The 15,379-nt window shown below is 69.8% G+C and carries 11 protein-coding genes; 8 read left to right on the forward strand and 3 right to left on the reverse strand.

The genetic code is table 11. From position 1 onward, the window contains the following. The first annotated feature begins 522 nt into the window (after nucleotides 1-522). The 5 genes from AC1DK4_RS35700 to AC1DK4_RS35720 all read left to right on the forward strand — a co-directional run bounded on the left by AC1DK4_RS35700 (nucleotide 523) and on the right by AC1DK4_RS35720 (nucleotide 6,251). Entirely contained in the window at nucleotides 523-2,136 is a 1,614-nt protein-coding gene (locus AC1DK4_RS35700) for a 3'-5' exonuclease family protein (protein WP_441621546.1), read from the forward strand. A 21-nt stretch (nucleotides 2,137-2,157) separates the two neighbouring features. Next, a complete protein-coding gene (locus tag AC1DK4_RS35705; protein ID WP_441621547.1) occupies nucleotides 2,158-2,562 on the forward strand; it encodes an SRPBCC family protein in 405 nt (134 codons plus the stop codon). Nucleotides 2,563-2,827: 265 nt separating this feature from the next. Continuing rightward, complete coding sequence (locus AC1DK4_RS35710; protein ID WP_441643642.1) at nucleotides 2,828-4,360, forward strand: amidase; 1,533 nt, start codon at nucleotides 2,828-2,830, stop codon at nucleotides 4,358-4,360. A gap of 34 nt (nucleotides 4,361-4,394) precedes the next feature. Next, nucleotides 4,395-5,726, forward strand: a complete 1,332-nt coding sequence (locus AC1DK4_RS35715) for an MFS transporter (protein ID WP_441650454.1) — start codon at nucleotides 4,395-4,397, stop codon at nucleotides 5,724-5,726. Between the two features lie 81 nt (nucleotides 5,727-5,807). Then, the gene (locus tag AC1DK4_RS35720; protein WP_441621552.1) at nucleotides 5,808-6,251 is read left to right on the forward strand and encodes a hypothetical protein; all 444 of its coding nucleotides are present in this window, start codon (nucleotides 5,808-5,810) and stop codon (nucleotides 6,249-6,251) included. 153 nt (nucleotides 6,252-6,404) lie between these two features. On the opposite strand, the gene AC1DK4_RS35725 is transcribed toward AC1DK4_RS35720, so the two are convergent. After that, entirely contained in the window at nucleotides 6,405-7,592 is a 1,188-nt protein-coding gene (locus tag AC1DK4_RS35725) for a citrate/2-methylcitrate synthase (protein ID WP_477116889.1), read from the reverse strand. A 163-nt stretch (nucleotides 7,593-7,755) separates the two neighbouring features. On the opposite strand from AC1DK4_RS35725, the gene AC1DK4_RS35730 reads away from it, so the two are divergent. Then, on the forward strand, nucleotides 7,756-9,180 hold the full coding sequence (locus AC1DK4_RS35730) for a CoA transferase (protein ID WP_477132110.1): 1,425 nt from the start codon (nucleotides 7,756-7,758) through the stop codon (nucleotides 9,178-9,180). Between the two features lie 6 nt (nucleotides 9,181-9,186). On the opposite strand, the gene AC1DK4_RS35735 is transcribed toward AC1DK4_RS35730, so the two are convergent. Then, nucleotides 9,187-10,182, reverse strand: coding sequence for a Bug family tripartite tricarboxylate transporter substrate binding protein (locus tag AC1DK4_RS35735; protein ID WP_441621556.1), 996 nt, complete (start codon nucleotides 10,180-10,182; stop codon nucleotides 9,187-9,189). A gap of 354 nt (nucleotides 10,183-10,536) precedes the next feature. On the opposite strand from AC1DK4_RS35735, the gene AC1DK4_RS35740 reads away from it, so the two are divergent. Together AC1DK4_RS35740 and AC1DK4_RS35745 are read left to right on the forward strand one after the other, a co-directional pair. Further along, nucleotides 10,537-11,826 (forward strand): MASE1 domain-containing protein, encoded by a 1,290-nt coding sequence (locus AC1DK4_RS35740; RefSeq protein ID WP_441621558.1) that lies wholly within the window; start codon nucleotides 10,537-10,539, stop codon nucleotides 11,824-11,826. Beyond that, nucleotides 11,823-13,061 (forward strand): alpha/beta fold hydrolase, encoded by a 1,239-nt coding sequence (locus AC1DK4_RS35745; RefSeq protein WP_441650396.1) that lies wholly within the window; start codon nucleotides 11,823-11,825, stop codon nucleotides 13,059-13,061. The genes AC1DK4_RS35740 and AC1DK4_RS35745 overlap by 4 nt, the downstream gene beginning before the upstream one ends. Here AC1DK4_RS35745 and AC1DK4_RS35750 read toward each other — a convergent pair. Continuing rightward, entirely contained in the window at nucleotides 13,058-15,322 is a 2,265-nt protein-coding gene (locus AC1DK4_RS35750) for a patatin-like phospholipase family protein (RefSeq protein ID WP_441650402.1), read from the reverse strand. The two genes, AC1DK4_RS35745 and AC1DK4_RS35750, sit on opposite strands and share 4 nt — an antisense overlap. Nucleotides 15,323-15,379 lie beyond the last annotated feature (57 nt).

A 15,379-nucleotide genomic window follows, 5' to 3' on the forward strand; every position in this document is an offset into this window, starting at 1 on the left:
AAACTGACTCGATCCTCCCGAAGAAGAACCGAACATGTTTTACTGTGCGAGCACTTTATAACTTGTAAGCTCCAGTGCTTGCGCACCGGGCATCCGCTATCAAGCGCCCACACTTATCGGTTGTTTGTTTGTTAAAGAACTTGCCGCGGTTCGCTTTGCTTACCGCGCCGCTGCTTTGTTGTCAGCAGCAGAGAAACGAGATTATGAAGAACTTTCTACGTTTCGTCAACAGGTTTCGCAATCTTTTTTTGCTCCGGCTCGCCGCGCTCTTCGCACCGCCAACCTCACCCGTTCACCCCGCAACCCTTGTCCCGTCTGCTTTGCAGCCGCGCTTCGTGTTGCGAGGGAGCGAATATTAAGGCCCGCCCACGGTCCTGGCAAGCCTTTTCTGAAAATTCCTTCGAATCGTTTGTGACGCGCTGATGAACGGGACGCGCATGCGGTCGCCAGCGACTGTCTCGAACCCATCCGGGCCACCACCCGCAGGCTTCCCCACCCATCCCCATCCATTAGAATCCCTGGATGCAAGACCTTGCCTCCCTCGAGCCGCCGTATCAGCCGGACGGCCTGCCCCGTCACCTGGATGCGCAGGCGCTCGCCGCCGCCCTATCCCGTCCGATCGTCTTCGTTGACCTGGAGACGACCGGCGCCGACGCCACCCGCGACCGCATTACCGAGATCGGCGTGGTGGAGGTCGGGCCGGACGGCATCGTCGAGTGGGATACGCTGGTCGAGCCCGGCGTCGGCATCCCGTCCTTTATCCAGCAGCTCACCGGCATCACCGAGGCCATGGTGCACGGCCAGCCGCGCTTCGAATCGCTGGCCGAGGACCTGGCCGAGCGGCTGCAGGGCAAGCTCTTCGTGGCGCACAACGCGCGCTTCGACTACGGTTTCCTGAAGAACGAATTCCGCCGCGCCGGCATTACCTTCCGCGCCGATGTGCTGTGCACGCTGCGCCTTTCCCGCTCGCTGTTCCCTTCGATGACGCGCCACGGACTGGACGCGCTGATCGCCCGCTTCGGACTGGAGCCCAAGGGACGCCACCGCGCACTGGCCGACGCCGAGCTGCTTTGGCAGTTCTGGCAGAAGATCCACGGTCTCTACAGCGTCGACCTGGTCGAGTCCGCCGTCCGGTCGCTGGTCAAGCGGGCAAGCCTGCCCTCCGGCCTCGAGGAAACGGCGCTGGACGACGTGCCGGACAGCCCCGGCGTCTATCTCTTCTACGGCGACCAGGACCTGCCTCTCTATATAGGGAAGAGCATCCACCTGCGCCAGCGCATTGGTGCGCACTTTTCAGGCGACCACAGCGCCGCGCTGGAAATGCGCCTGGCGCGCGCGGTACGGCGTGTCGAATGGCGCGAAACGGGCGACGAGACCGGCGCGCTGCTGCTCGAAGCCCAGCTGATCAAGCGCATGCAGCCGCTGCACAACCGGATGCTGCGCCGGAATGCCGCGCTGTACGCCTGGGAATTGCCGCCCGGCCTGAGCGCGCCGCTGCTGCGCTCGGACCGCGACACGGATTTCGCCCGCCATCCCAACCTCTATGGTGCCTTCGCCAGCCGTGCCGGCGCCGAAGCGCATCTGACGGAACTGGCGCAGGCCCACCAGCTCTGCCTGGCGGCGCTGACGCTGGAAAAGCCGGCGCGGCGCGGCCTGCCTTGCTTCGCCCGCCAGCTCCACCGCTGCCAGGGCGCCTGCACGGGCGACGAGTCGCTGGCGGCCCATCGCGAGCGGATGGTCGCCGCGCTGGCGGACCAGGCAGTCCGGCCCTGGCCGTTCCCCGGCGCCGTGGCATGGCGCGAGCGGGAAGGCGCCAAGGCCTGGTGGCATATCCTGGAGAACTGGTGCTACCTCGGCTCGGTGGCCTCGCTCGACGACGCCCCTGCGCTGCTCGCGGACCCGGCACGCTTCGACCTGGACACCTATCAAATCCTGGCGCCGAGGCTGGCGGACCTGCTGGCCAATGCCGTGCCGCTGGAGGCGACCCGGCAATTTGCCCTGGAAGCGCTAGCGGCACCGGCGCGCCATGCCGCCAGGCGCGAAGCCGTGTCACCTGCCGGCACGCGCCCGCGCAAGCGCGCCAGCCCGGATCAGCAAACCCTGTCTTTCCCCGATCACCAGGCAGATAGACAGTAAGCCCACACAGCGGAGCATGCGATGGCCAACCAATGCGATTGCCTGACCCTGGGCATCGATATCGACCAGCCGGCGGCGACGGTCGCCGCTTTCCTCGCAGTGCCCGAGAACTATCCGCGCTGGGCCAGCGGCCTGGGCGAACTGTCACAACGCTCGGACGGGAGCTGGCAGACCCTGACACCCGAGGGTCCGATGCAAGTCCGCTTCACCCCCGCCAATCCCTACGGCATCGCCGACCACTACGTGCAGCCGCCCGGCAGCGAGGAGATCTACATCCCGATGCGTGTCATCGCCAATGCCGGCGGCGCCACCCTGCTTTTCACCCTGCTGCGCTACCCGGGCGTCGACGATGCCCGCTTCGCCGCCGACGCCGACTGGGTCCGGCGTGACCTCGCCAGCCTCAAGGCATTGCTCGAACAGCAATAGCCAGCCCGCGTCGCCGGGAAACGGTATACAAAAAAGCCTCCCTCCAGGCCCCGTCGCGGGGCACGAAAGGCGCCATCCGCCTGGCTTAAACCCCGATTTTGTGCCAAAACCTGTTGCATTGCACCAGGAAGTGACGCATATCGTCTCATCCAATATTCGTCTTGCACTCTGCAATTTTGTGAATATAGTATACCGATTTTCGCGGTGATCTTGCGCGCCCAGCAGCGCGCGCCGGCCGCCTCGAGCCCACAAGACGGAGCCCAGCGTGACCCGGCAAGATATTGCGAGCACCGATCCCAGCCAGGCAGACGCCTGCTTTCTGCCAGTCTGGAAGGCAGCCGAACTCCTGGCCCAGGGCCACGCCAGCGCACAAGACCTGGTCGACTGGTGCGAAGCTGCCTACACCGCATCGCACGCCAGCATCAACGCCATCGTCGTGTCGGATTTCTCCGCCGCCCGCGCCTCGGCCCGGGCCAGCGACCGGCGCCGCGCCGAGGGCCGGCCGCTTGGCGCGCTGGATGGCATCCCGTTCACCATCAAGGAATCCTTCGACGTGTCCGGCTGGCCGACCACCTGCGGCAGCCCGGCGCAACGGCACAACATTGCCGCCGGCGACGCCGCCGTGGTCGAGCGCCTGCGCGCAGCCGGCGCGGTGCTGCTCGGCAAGACCAATGTGCCGCTAGGCCTGCGTGACTGGCAGAGCTACAACGCCGTCTACGGCACCACGCGCAACCCGCACGACCCCGGCCGCACCCCGGGCGGCTCATCGGGGGGCAGCGCCGCCGCGGTGTGCGCCGGCATGAGCTTCTTCGACATCGGTTCCGACATCGGCTCCTCCTTGCGCAATCCGGCCCACTACTGCGGCGTGTTCTCGCACAAGAGCAGCCATGGCCTGATCCCCCTGCGTGGCCACGGCATCGGCCGCACCTACGGGGAGCAAGACATCAACGTGGCCGGCCCGCTGGCGCGCAGCGCGCGCGACCTGGAGCTGCTGCTGCAGGCCCTGGCCGGCCCGGACGGCGGCGAGGCACTGGCCTACCGTCTTTCGCTGCCGCCCTGCGGGCAGGCCGCGCTGGCCGATTTCCGCGTCGCCGTGCTGCCCAGCCACCCGCAGTGCGAGGTCGACGCCGAAGTCAGCGACGAGATCGAGAACCTGGGCCGCTGGCTGGCGGGCCAGGGCGCCCGGGTAACGTGGAACGCGCGGCCGGACTTCGATGCCGCCGCCCTCTGGCACACCTATGTACTGATGCTGCGCGCCACTACCTCGGTGCATATGGACGATGCCAGCTTCGATGCCGCGCTGTCCCGCGCCGCTGCCGCCGCCGCGGTGGCACCGGACGACCACGACTACGCCACCCTGCAGTTCACCGGCGCCGGCATCCGCCACCGCCAGTGGCTGCAGCTGCAGCAGGCGCGCGCCGCCTTCGCGCAAGCCTGGCAACGCTTCTTCGACGATTTCGACGTGCTGCTGTGCCCGGCCGCCGCCACCACCGCCTTCGTGCTGGATGAGAGCGGCGAGCCCTGGGAGCGCACGCTCCAGGTCAACGGGCGGGCGCTCCCGCTCACCAGCCAGCTGTTCTGGGCCGGCCATTCCGGCCTGTGCGGCCTGCCCTCGACCGTGGCCCCGATCGGCCCGGGCCGCAGTGGCCTTCCGGTCGGCGTGCAGATCGTCGCCGGGCGCTTCGCCGACCTGACCTCCCTGCGTTTCGCCCAGCTGCTCGAGGCAGCGGGCCTCGGCTTCCGGCCGCCGCCGGTTCATTCCAACACGGTGCAACGCGCCCCGGCGCAACAAGACTGACAGGGCACCGCCCCCATCCACAAAAGGAGCGAACATGCTGGACTGGTTCAGGGATCTATCGAAAATGGAGCGCAAGGGTTTCTACGGCGCGTTCCTTGGCCATGCAGTCGACGTGTTCGACTTCATAATCTACTCCTTCCTGATTTCGACGCTGCTGACGCAATGGGGCATGAGCAAGTCGGCCGCGGGCGCCATCGTCACCTGGACGCTGGTGTCGTCGCTGGTGGGCGCCATCGGCGCGGGCATCCTGGCCGACCGCTACGGCCGCGTGCGTGTGTTGCGCTGGACCATCGTGGTGTTCGCCTTCGCCTGCTTCCTGTGCGGGCTGGCCAACACGCCCGGACAGCTGCTGGCCTTCCGCATGCTGCAGGGCCTGGGCTTCGGCGGCGAGTCGTCCCTGTGCATGGTGCTGGTGACGGAGATGATCCGCAACCCGGCGCATCGCGGCAAGTACTCGGGCTTCACGGCCAGCAGCTATTCGTTCGGCTGGGGCGCGGCGGCCATCGCCTACGCCATCACCTTCAGCCTCTTCCCGGCGGAGACTGCCTGGCGCATCTGCTTCTTCATGGGCATCCTGCCGGCGCTGGTGGTGGTCTACCTGCGCCGCAACCTCGAAGAGCCGGAAATCTTCCTCAAGAGCCGGGCCGCGCGCGCGGCAGGCGGCGCCCCTTCGGCGTGGCAGCAGCTCGCGCGGCTGGGCCGCCGCCCGTTGCTGGGCAAGACCGTCCTGTGCAGCCTGCTGTCGGGCGGCATGCTGGGCGCCTACTATGCGATCGCCACCTGGCTGCCGACCTTCCTCAAGACCGAGCGCGGGCTATCGGTGTTCGGCACCAGCTCCTACCTGGCCATGACTATCTTCGGCTCGCTGGTGGGCTACGTGGCCGGCGCCTATGCCACCGACCGCTGGGGCCGCCGCCTGACCTATATCGCCTTTGCCGCAGGCGCCTTCGTCATGGCCCTGGTCTATATGGTGATCCCGGTCTCGAACATCTCGATGCTGTTCCTCGGCTTCCCGCTCGGCGTGCTGATGCAGGGCGTGTTCGCCGGCATCGGGGCCACCATTTCCGAGTCGTACCCCAACGACATCCGCGCCACCGGTTACGGCGTCTCGTACAACGTCGGCCGCGTGATCGGCTCGCTGTTCCCGCTCTCGGTGGGCTGGCTGAGCACCGGGCGCACCTCGCTGCCGCTGGCCATCGCCATCGTCGCAGGGGTAGGCTACGCCATGGTGATGGGCGCCGCGCTGCTGCTGCCGGAAACCAGCGGCATCGACCTGGGCCAGGCCGGTGGCGACGACGGCGCGCACGAGCCGCCCGCCGAACCGGACAAGGCCGTGCTGGTGCCGACTGTGGGCAAACCCGCATAAGCAATGCGCGGGCGCTTGCAGGCGGGCCACGCGCTGCGCTAGTCTGCGCAGAGGGGGCCCGCCTTCCCCCTTGGAGCCACCATGCCCGCCGACTGCCGCGCCGTTGCCCCTTCTCCCGCATCTTCCCGCTTCCTGACGACACTACTTGTCGCGCTCGCGCTGGGCGCCTGCGCCGGCATCGAGCAATCGGCCATGCAGCGCGTGCTGGATTCCTGGCAGTCCGCGCCGATCGAACAGGCCAAGGCGCAGTGGGGTCCCCCGCAATCCGTGCAATCGGTGCCCGGCGGCACGGCCTACCTGTGGACCGAGGAAGTGCCACCGGCGCGCGCGCCGGGCAGCGGTCCGCGCGACGCGCGCGCACCCACCTCGCCCGAACCCGTACTGGTGCCCGGCCAGTGCCAGCGCCGCCTGATCGCCGGCCCGACCGGGCTGGTGATCTCTGGCGACTGGTCCGGCAACGCATGCTGCATCACCACCGTCCTTGGCCGCTGCTCCGGCCTCGCCAGGAAGGCCACCGGCACCTGAGCAGGCACGGCGCGCGCGCCGCGGCCACGAGGCACCATCTTCGCCCTGCGGGAGAACACCTGTGCGCAGGGTGACCCTCGGACTGACGCAAGCCGGGCTGACCGGACCGTGGTTTTCCGCAGCCGCGGCATGGCGGCCGCGGGACGCGCTGCGCTAGCCCTGGCCCGGGCGCGGTCCGATGTACGCCGCGCGCGGCCGGATCAGGGCATCGTCGGCGCGCTGCTCCAACCCATGCGCGATCCAGCCGATCGAGCGGCCCAGCGCGAACAGGCCGAAGGCCGCCCCGGGCGGCAACCGCAGGTGTCGGCGCAGGGCCACCAGCGCGAAATCCACCGAGGGCCGCTGCCCGGTCAGGTCGAATGCCACGTCGATGATCTCCTGCCAGCCGGAGTGATGTGCCAGCACCGGCGCCAGCAGGCAGATGGCACGCACATCGCCGGCCGGGTAGAGATGATGCCCGAAGCCTGGCAGGTCTTCGCCGCGCGCCAGTCGCTCGCGCAGCCGCGCGGCCGGGTGCGCGCCGGCCAGCTGGTCCCACATTGCCTCCACGCGCGCGGTGGCGCCGCCGTGCCGGCCACCGGTCAGCGCGGCAAGCCCGCCCACCACCGATGCCCGCAGGCTGGCCCCGGTCGAGGCGACACAACGCGCGGTAAAGCTCGATGCATTCAGCTCATGGTCCGCGCACAGCACCAGCGCCATGCGGATCAGGTCCGCGCCCGCCCCGTCCACGCCCCAGGCGCCGGCGCACTGCCGGTGGATCGGCGTGCTGGCGGGCGCCGTGCCCAGCAGGCAGGCGGCCAGCAGGCGCACCAGCGCGCCGCAGCCCTCGGCGAGCCGCGCCGGCGACTGTTGCCACTGCGCGGTGGCGTCGTCGCCGCTGGCGGCAGTGAACAGCGGCAGCAGGGCCTCCTCGCTGCGGCGCCCGGCAAAGGCGGCCTGCAGCGCGGCCAGGTGCGCGGGCGCGGCCGGCGGCTCGGTGCCGAAGGCGGTCTGTTCCCCGCACTGCCACAGCAGCGCAGCCAGCGATTCCACCGTACCGGAGGCCGCCAGCGCGACGGCATCGGAGCCGCGGTAATAGAGCCGCCCGTCTTCGATCAGCGTGATGCCCGACTCCAGCACCGGCAACCCCCAGCTCAGCGCGGCCTTGGCCACCTCGCGCGGCTTGCGCCCGCGCGTGCGCTGGCCGGCGAGCAGTTCCACGTCGGCCGCCAGGTAGCGGCTTTCGCGCGGTGTCTCGCCATCGTGGGCGTGCAGCAGGCCGCGGCTGACATAGGCGTAGAGGGTCTGGCGGGAAACGCCCAGCCGGGCGGCCGCTTCGGCCGAGGTGAGGTAGCGGGACATGGCGACGGGGAGACTAGCCTGGGCTTGGGCCTGAGAAGCAATAACTTGATTAAGGTAATCAATATTGACTATTAAAACAAGCGGCCTATCCTGCAAGGCACCTGGCCGCCAGCCCGCCCCTTCGTCGATCCAGTTCGTGGATCCAATCACAGTGACCTCCGCCATGTCCTATCGCGCACATGCCGCGCCCGCCGCGGCTACCCCTGACATCCCCGACAGCCCGGCCGCCGCCAGCTTCCTGCGCGACATCTGGGCCAGCGTGCACGGCGACCCCGCTTGGCTGGAACGCCTGGCCTGGACCGGGAGCGGCAGCCTGCCGTCGGTCTTCCCGGTCACCGAGCTGGCGGCCGCCAGCGCCGGTGCCGCGGGTCTCGCCGTCGCGGAACTCATCCACGCGGCCGGCGGACACGCGTCGCGGGCGAGCGTGGACCGCCGGCTGGCATCCTTCTGGTTCGGCACCTCGCTGCGCCCGCAGGGCTGGGCGCTGCCGCCGCAATGGGATGCCGTGGCCGGCGACTACCGCGCGGCGGACGGCTGGATCCGCCTGCACACCAATGCGCCGCATCACCGCGCGGCGGCGCTCGCGGTGCTCGGCGTGCCGGCCGACAAGGCGGCGGTGGCGAAGGCCGTGGCCGCATGGCAGGCCGACGCGCTGGAAAACGCCGTGGTGGACAAGGGCGGCTGCGCCGCGGCCATGCGCCCGGCGGCGCAATGGGCCGCGCACCCGCAGGGGCAGGCAGTCAGCCACGAGCCCCTGCTGCACTGGCGAGCCTTCGATGGCAGCCCCGCGCCGCGGCACGGCTTCACCCCCGAGCGCCCGCTTCGGGGCATCCGCGTGCTGGACCTGACACGGATCCTGGCCGGCCCGGTCGCCACCCGCTTCCTGGCCGGCTTCGGCGCCGATGTGCTGCGCATCGACCCGCCTGGCTGGGAAGAGCCCGGCGTGGTGCCCGAAGTGGTGCTCGGCAAGCGCTGCGCCCGCCTGGACCTCAAGCGCCACGAAGACCTGCAGATACTGGAGCGCCTGCTGGGCCAGGCCGACGTGATGGTGCATGGCTACCGCGCCGATGCGCTGGCACGGCTGGGGCTGGACGCGCAGCGGCGCCGCCAGCTCAACCCTGGCCTGATCGATGTCTCGCTCGATGCTTACGGATGGAGCGGCCCGTGGCAGGGCCGGCGCGGCTTCGACAGCCTGGTGCAGATGAGCAGCGGSATYGCCGASGCGGGCATGCGCCTGCGCGGACTGGACCGCCCAGGGCCACTGCCGGTGCAGGCAATCGACCATGCCACCGGCTATCTGCTGGCGACCGCGGCCATCCGCGGCTTGTCGCGGCGCCTGGCGAGCGGCGCCGGCAGCGAGGTCCGGGCCTCGCTGGCGCGCACCGCGCAACTGCTGCTCGATGGCGCAGGGCTGGCGCGCGGCTCCGCCCCGCTGGCCCCGGAACAGGCCGCGGACCTGGCCGAAACGGTGGAAGCCACGGCCTGGGGCGCGGCGCGGCGGATCAGGCCGCCAGTGATGGTGGATGGCGCGCCGATGCAGTGGGACCGCCCGGCGGGCGGCCTTGGCACTGCCGCGCCCGGATGGTGAAGCCGTTCAGTCGATCTTCGCGCCCGAGGCCTTGACCGCCTGCCCCCAGCGCTTCTGCTCGGCGGCAATGGTCTGGCCGAAGGCCTCCGGTCCCTGCCAGGCCGGCTCCGCGCCTTGCTGCTCGAGCTTGGCGCGGGTGTCGGCGTCGGCCAGCACGGACTGCAGCGCGCCGGAGAGCCGGGCCACCACGTCGCTGGGCGTGCCGGCCGGCGCCAGCATGCCGTAGAAGCCGACCACCTCGAAGTTCTTCAGGCCGGCTTCTTCCATCGTCGGCACGTCCGGCAAGGCGGGCGAGCGGTGCTTCGAGGTCACCGCCATCGCGCGCACCTTGCCGGCCTTGATGTACTGGGTAAACAGCGGGATCGAGTCCGCCATCATCTGCGCCTGCCCGCCCATCACGTCGGTGAGCGCCGGCGCGCTGCCCTTGTACGGGATATGGACGATAAAGGTGCCGGACGCCTGCTTGAACATCTCCGGCATCAGGTGGGAAATGCCGCCGTTGCCGCCCGAGGCGAAGTTCAGCTTGCCGGGGTTGGCGCGCGCGTACGCGATGAATTCCTTCAGGTTGCGCGCCGGCACATTGTTGTTGACCACCATCACCAGCGGGATCAGCGCGGTGCGCGCCACCGGCGCGAAATCCCTCGGCATGGCGTAGGGCAGCTTGGGATAGAGCGAGCCGTTGATCGCCATCTGGCCGGTATTGGCCAGCAGCAGCGTATAGCCGTCCGGCGCCGCCTTGGCCACCGCGTCGGAGCCGATGTTGCCAGCCGCGCCCGCCTTGTAGTCCAGCACCACCGACTGGCCCAGGATGGGCTGCAGCTTCTCGGCGAGGATGCGGGCATGGGTGTCGACCGGGCCGCCGGGCGGGAAGCCCACCACCAGCCGGATCGGCTTTTCGGGCCAGGCGGCCGCGGCGGGCGCGGCCATGGCCAGCGGCACGGCGGCGCACGCCAGCAGCGCCGGCAGGGACAGCAAGCGGGTCTTGCACGCGAACTTCGTCATCTTGTCGTTTCTCCTCGTTTATATTTCGGCCTCGATCTGCCAGCCTGTGACTGCGCCGGCTTGCCGGCCTGGGGCACGGCTGCCCGCGCCGGCTGGCCGGCAGGCGGCCCGGCCCTGCCGGGTGCCCGCATCCGCCAATGTGACGATTTTATGACATCCGGCCATGCAAGAACGACCCTTGCGGACTTATGATGCGCGTGACCGGACAAGCCGCCACGTCAGCCGCGCGCCTGCCTGGCGCGTTCAGATAACGGCAGGCCGCCGCGCAACGCACAGCGCCGCCCGCCCTGCCGCCACGCCCGGCGGCGGGCCGGCCCCGTATCGGTGCCAGGGCCCAAGCCAAGGAAAGCCAACGTGAAACCAAGCAACCGCGCCGTCATCCTCTTTTTGTGGGCGGCCCTCTACTTCTGCTCGGGCTATGTCTCGCACAAGCTCAACGGGCCGTTCTACGCCACCGGCTATATCTGGCTGCCGGCCGGCGTGACCATGGCTGCCTTCATGCTCAGGCCGATGCAGCGCTGGCTGCCGGTGGCGCTGGCCTTCTTTGCCGCGCAGTTGCTGCTGGGCTGGGTGGAGGGCCGCGACACCCTGCGCCTGATCCTGTTCTCGCTCAACGAGATCGGCTTTGCCGCGGTGGGCGTGGCGCTGGTGCGGCGCGCGCAGTTCTCGCTCGAAGGGCTGGTCTTCGTGCGCGCGCTGCTGATCGCCGGGGTGGTCAGCAGCGCGGCCAGCGCGGCGGTGGGCGCGGCCTGGTTCACGCTGATGCAGGACGTGCCGTTCTGGCGCACCTGGCGCGTGTGGGGCGCGGCCGACCTGGTCGGCGTGCTGATCGTGCTGCCCGTGCTGGCGGGCTGGTCGCGCTTTCGCGCGATGCGCTCGGGCGGCATGAGCCGCGCCGACTTCCTGTTCGGCCTGGGCGCCTTCGCGGCGCTGCTGCTGACCGCCTACTTCATTTTCGATCAACGCATCCTGTTGCCGGTGCAAAGCGGCGTGGCCTTCGCGCTGACCTATATCCCGCTGTTCCTGGCCGCCGTGGTGACGCTGCTGTGGGGCGGCCGGGGCGGCTCGGTGGCGGTGGCCATCCTGACGCTGTTCGTGCTCTACAACACCAGCCAGGGTGGCGGCCCGTTCGCCGAGCGCTCGCTCAACCATGGCCGCTCCCTGCTCGAGGCACAGCTCTACCTGGCAGTGGCGGCCATGCTGACGCTGCTGATCAGCACGCTGCGCACCAGCCGCGAGCAATTGCTGGCGCAGTCGGCGCGCAGCCAGAACGACGTCAAGCTGGCGCTGGCAGCCAGCGAGCAGCTGGTCTATTGCCTGGACCCGCACAGCGGCACGCTGCGCTGGAGCGGCGACCTGGAGCGCGTGCTGGGCGTCAGCGACGACGCCTTCGCCAGGCTCGACGACGTGCTGGCCCACGTGCATGACGAGGACCGCGCCCGGGTGCGCGGCCGCTGGCTGCGCGAAAGCGACGGCGAGAACCGCACCGACATGCTGTTCCGCCTGATGCTGCCGCCCGGACGCAGCACCATGGTGCTCGACATGAGCGGGCCTCTGCTCGACGGCGACGAATCGGTCGCGGTGATCGCCGGCGCCTGGCGCCTGCAGGCCGCCGAGATCTTCGAGGAGCGTGACGCAGCATGACGGCATCCAAGGGCAGCGGCATCGGTGCCCTGCTCATCCACGGCCTCGGCGGCACGCAGTTCGACCTGGGGCCGATGCACAAGGCGCTGCGCCGCGCCGGGGTGGAAACCCATGCGGTCACGCTGCCGGGCCACGCAGGCAGCCCGGAAGACCTGGTGCCCGTGCGCGCCGAGCAATGGCTGGAGACGGTCACGCAGGCCTACGACGAACTGGCGCCCCGCTACGAGACCTTCCACGTCCTGGGCATGTGCATGGGCGCGCTGCTGGCGCTGGCCGTGTGCGAGCTCCGCCAGCACCGCAAAGGCCGCCTGGTGGCGCTCGCCGCGCCGGTCTATATCGACGGCTGGTCCACGCCCTGGTACCGGGCGCTGCGCCACCTGGTCTATCGCATCCCGATGCTGCCCGCGCGCATGCGCGTGGACGAGGACGAGCCCTTCGGCATCAAGAACGACCTGGTACGCGCCATCGTCAAGGCCAAGTTCGAGCGCGGCGACAACTTCCACTATCGCTGGGTGCCGCTGGCCTGCATCCGGCAGGTGGATCGCCTGCGCGGCTGGGTGCTGCGCGGCGCCCGCCGCATCGTCTGCCCCACGCTGGTGGTGCACTCCCGCGAGGATGAGCTGACCAGCGTGCGCTCGGCGGACTTCCTCGAAGCCGTGGTGCCGGACGTGCGCAAGGTGGTGGTGGAGAACAGCTATCACATGATCTGCGTGGACAACGACCGCGAGCAGGTGGTCGCCAGCGTGCTGGAATTCCTCGGCTTCGACCCCGAGAGCGCGCGCCGCCGCGCGCGTGCCACGGTGGAAGTGCCGATGACCGGGGAGGCCGTGGCCACGGTGGTCAGCGAATACCTGCAGGCGCTCACCAGCGGCCATTTCGAGGCGCTGTTCCCGTTGCTCGAGCCCGGCGTGCGCTGGCGCCATCATGGCGACCATCCGCTGGCCGGCAGCTACGATGACCGCGACGCGGTGATCGGCATGTTCGGCCGGCTCGATGAACTCGCCGGCAAGACCGTGCGCATCGCCATCACCGCGCCGCCGCGCATCGAAGGCTCCAGCGCCGAGATCGACCTGGAGGCCTTCTCGGTGATGGGCGGCGAGCAGCATCATGGCCGCGGCACGCAGACCCTACGCATGCGCAACGGCCGCATCTCGGCAGTGACCTTCCGCCCCGCCGGCGCGGACGCGGCTGGCGCGGCCCTGCCCGCGCCAGCCGGACTGGACAGCCCGGACTAGAACACGCGGCCCAGCTGCAGATAGAGGTTCCAGACCCCTTGCGGGGCCGCGGCGAAACCGAAGTACAGCGGCCCGATCACGCTGTTGCCGCCGATGAACAGGCTCGCACTGGTCTTGTACGGCCCGGTGCCGAAGTTCCTGCGCCGCAGCCACACATCGCCCGCTTCCAGGCTGGCGCCCACCACGGTGGTGCGCAGCCCCGGCAGGATGAACTCGCGCAGGTCGTTGAGGTAGGTCACGCGGCCATAGAGCAGGTAATTGCCGGAGAACTGGTCCTGCGCGTAGGCCGAAAGATGCTGGAAGCCGCCCAGCGTAAAGCCCAGCCCGCCGCTGACGCTGCTGTCGCTGCGGTGGTCGCCGTAGGTGGTGGCCGCCTCGGCGGCCAGGTTCAGCGTGTGGCGGCCGTAGCTGGTGGCCCACAGCGCCTTGGCATGCGCATCGTTGAAGCGGTTGTCGCTGCCGCCGAACGCCAGCTCGTTGGTCGCCAGCAGGTAGTAGCCGGTGCGCGGGAAGAGCGGATCGTCGAGCTGGTCGATGGTGAGCTGGGAGCGCACCGTGGGCTGGCGCACGCGCGCATGCGGGAACAGCCGGCCGGTGCCGATCGGCAGGTTATAGGCCGCCGAATAGTTGACCTGCTGGTAGTTCACGCCCGTGCGGAACTCGCCCAGCCGGCCCAGCGGCACGCCGAGGTCCAGGCCCGCCACGGCCGTATCGATCTGGTAGGCGGTGAGCGGATCGGTATTGCGGTTGGGCGCGGTGTCGGCGTAGAGGTCTACGCGCTTGCGCCCATACTCCGCGTATGGCGCCACGTAGAAGCCCAGGCGGTCGAACACCGGCTGGCGCAGCTCGGTATGCCACTTGCCCTGGGTGCTGCCGAGCACGATGTCGTTGCGCCATTCGAGCCCGCCGGGCGTGATCCACGGATAGCGGTGCCCCAGGTTCAGGTTGAAGCCGCCCTTGCCGTTGAAGGTGGTGGATACGCCGAAGCCGAACAGCAGGAACTGCGGCCCCCAGGATTTCTGCTGGGCCTCCACCTTCAGCACATTGCGGCCGTCCTCCCTCACCAGTTCCTGCGTCACGCTTTCGAAATCGCCGGAAGTGGACAGCTGCGCCATCTCGCGGTTGAGTTCCACGGCATTGTAGGTGTCGCCCTCGTGGACGCCCAGGTACTTGCGCACGAAGCTGGCGGGGACGCGGCCCGCGGACTGGATCTGGATGGCATCGATGCGCAGCGGGCCGGCCACCGCCTGGCCACCCTTGCGCGCGGCCAGGTAGGTCTGCCAGGCGCCGTCGGGCAACGCCAGCGCCGCGAGCGCCGGGGCCGCCGCCTGCACCGCCGCCGCGCCACCCTGGATGCCGTCGTTGGCGCGCGAGAAATCGGTAAAGGAGAGATCGCCCAGCTGCGGCTCGATCAGCACGTCGCCCGGCCTGAGCCGGGCCTTCTGCGCGTCCACGTTCTGGTTGGTCAGGATGGTGACCATCTGCTGCGTGACCGCCGCCGGCGAATCCAGGTTGGCGGGGTCGTCCAGCTGCGAGCCGATATTGACCGCGATGACCACGTCGGCGCCCATGTCGCGCGCCAGCTGCACCGGCAGGTTGCTGACCAGCCCCCCGTCGACCAGCACCCGGCCGTTCACCTTGATCGGCGCGAACAGGCCCGGCACGGCCACGCTGGCGCGGATCGCGCGCGGCAGCGAGCCGTGCTCCAGGATCACCGGCTTGCCGGTGCCCAGATCCGTGGCGATGGTGCGGAACGGCGTGGGCAGCTTGTCGAACGAGGCGTCGGCCGGCAACTGCGCGGTCCAGTTCTGCAGCAGCGCCAGCAGCCGGTTGCCCTGCACCAGCCCGGTGGGCAGCTTGATCTTGCCGTCGCCGTAGCCGGCCGAAATGCCGATCGGGTATTGCAGGTCGTCCTCGCGCTGCGCCTGCGGCAGCTCGGCGCGCTCGTTGCGGTCGAAGGCGATATCGCTGAGGTTGATATGCGACAGGCGCGCCTCCAGCTCGCTGGCCGACAGCCCGCTGGCGTACAGCCCGCCCACCACCGCGCCCATGCTGGTGGCGGCCAGGCAGTCGATCGGCACGTGCATCTGCTCGAGCGCCCGGATCACGCCGATATGCGCATAGCCGCGCGCGCCGCCGCCGGACAGGACCAGGCAGACGCGCGGGCGCCCGGCCGGAGCACCATTTCGCGCGGCAGCGACTGCGGCAACCGCGGCGGGCTCGGCCGCCAGCGCGGGACGCGGCGCGGCGCCCAGGGTCATTGCCAGTGCGAGCAGCAGTGCGGGATAACCGTGTACCGGCGCCAACAGGCGGCCGGC

The sequence above is a fragment of the Cupriavidus sp. 05N38 genome (assembly GCF_056397345.1).

Coding starts and splice junctions, on each gene's coding strand:
- AC1DK4_RS35725 (WP_477116889.1), bottom strand. CDS start 7,592: ATGTCCCGCTACCTCACCTCGGCCGAAGCGGCCGCCCGGCTGGGCGTT.
- AC1DK4_RS35735 (WP_441621556.1), bottom strand. CDS start 10,182: ATGACGAAGTTCGCGTGCAAGACCCGCTTGCTGTCCCTGCCGGCGCTG.
- AC1DK4_RS35700 (WP_441621546.1), top strand. CDS start 523: ATGCAAGACCTTGCCTCCCTCGAGCCGCCGTATCAGCCGGACGGCCTG.
- AC1DK4_RS35705 (WP_441621547.1), top strand. CDS start 2,158: ATGGCCAACCAATGCGATTGCCTGACCCTGGGCATCGATATCGACCAG.
- AC1DK4_RS35745 (WP_441650396.1), top strand. CDS start 11,823: ATGACGGCATCCAAGGGCAGCGGCATCGGTGCCCTGCTCATCCACGGC.
- AC1DK4_RS35715 (WP_441650454.1), top strand. CDS start 4,395: ATGCTGGACTGGTTCAGGGATCTATCGAAAATGGAGCGCAAGGGTTTC.
- AC1DK4_RS35720 (WP_441621552.1), top strand. CDS start 5,808: ATGCCCGCCGACTGCCGCGCCGTTGCCCCTTCTCCCGCATCTTCCCGC.
- AC1DK4_RS35750 (WP_441650402.1), bottom strand. CDS start 15,322: ATGACCCTGGGCGCCGCGCCGCGTCCCGCGCTGGCGGCCGAGCCCGCC.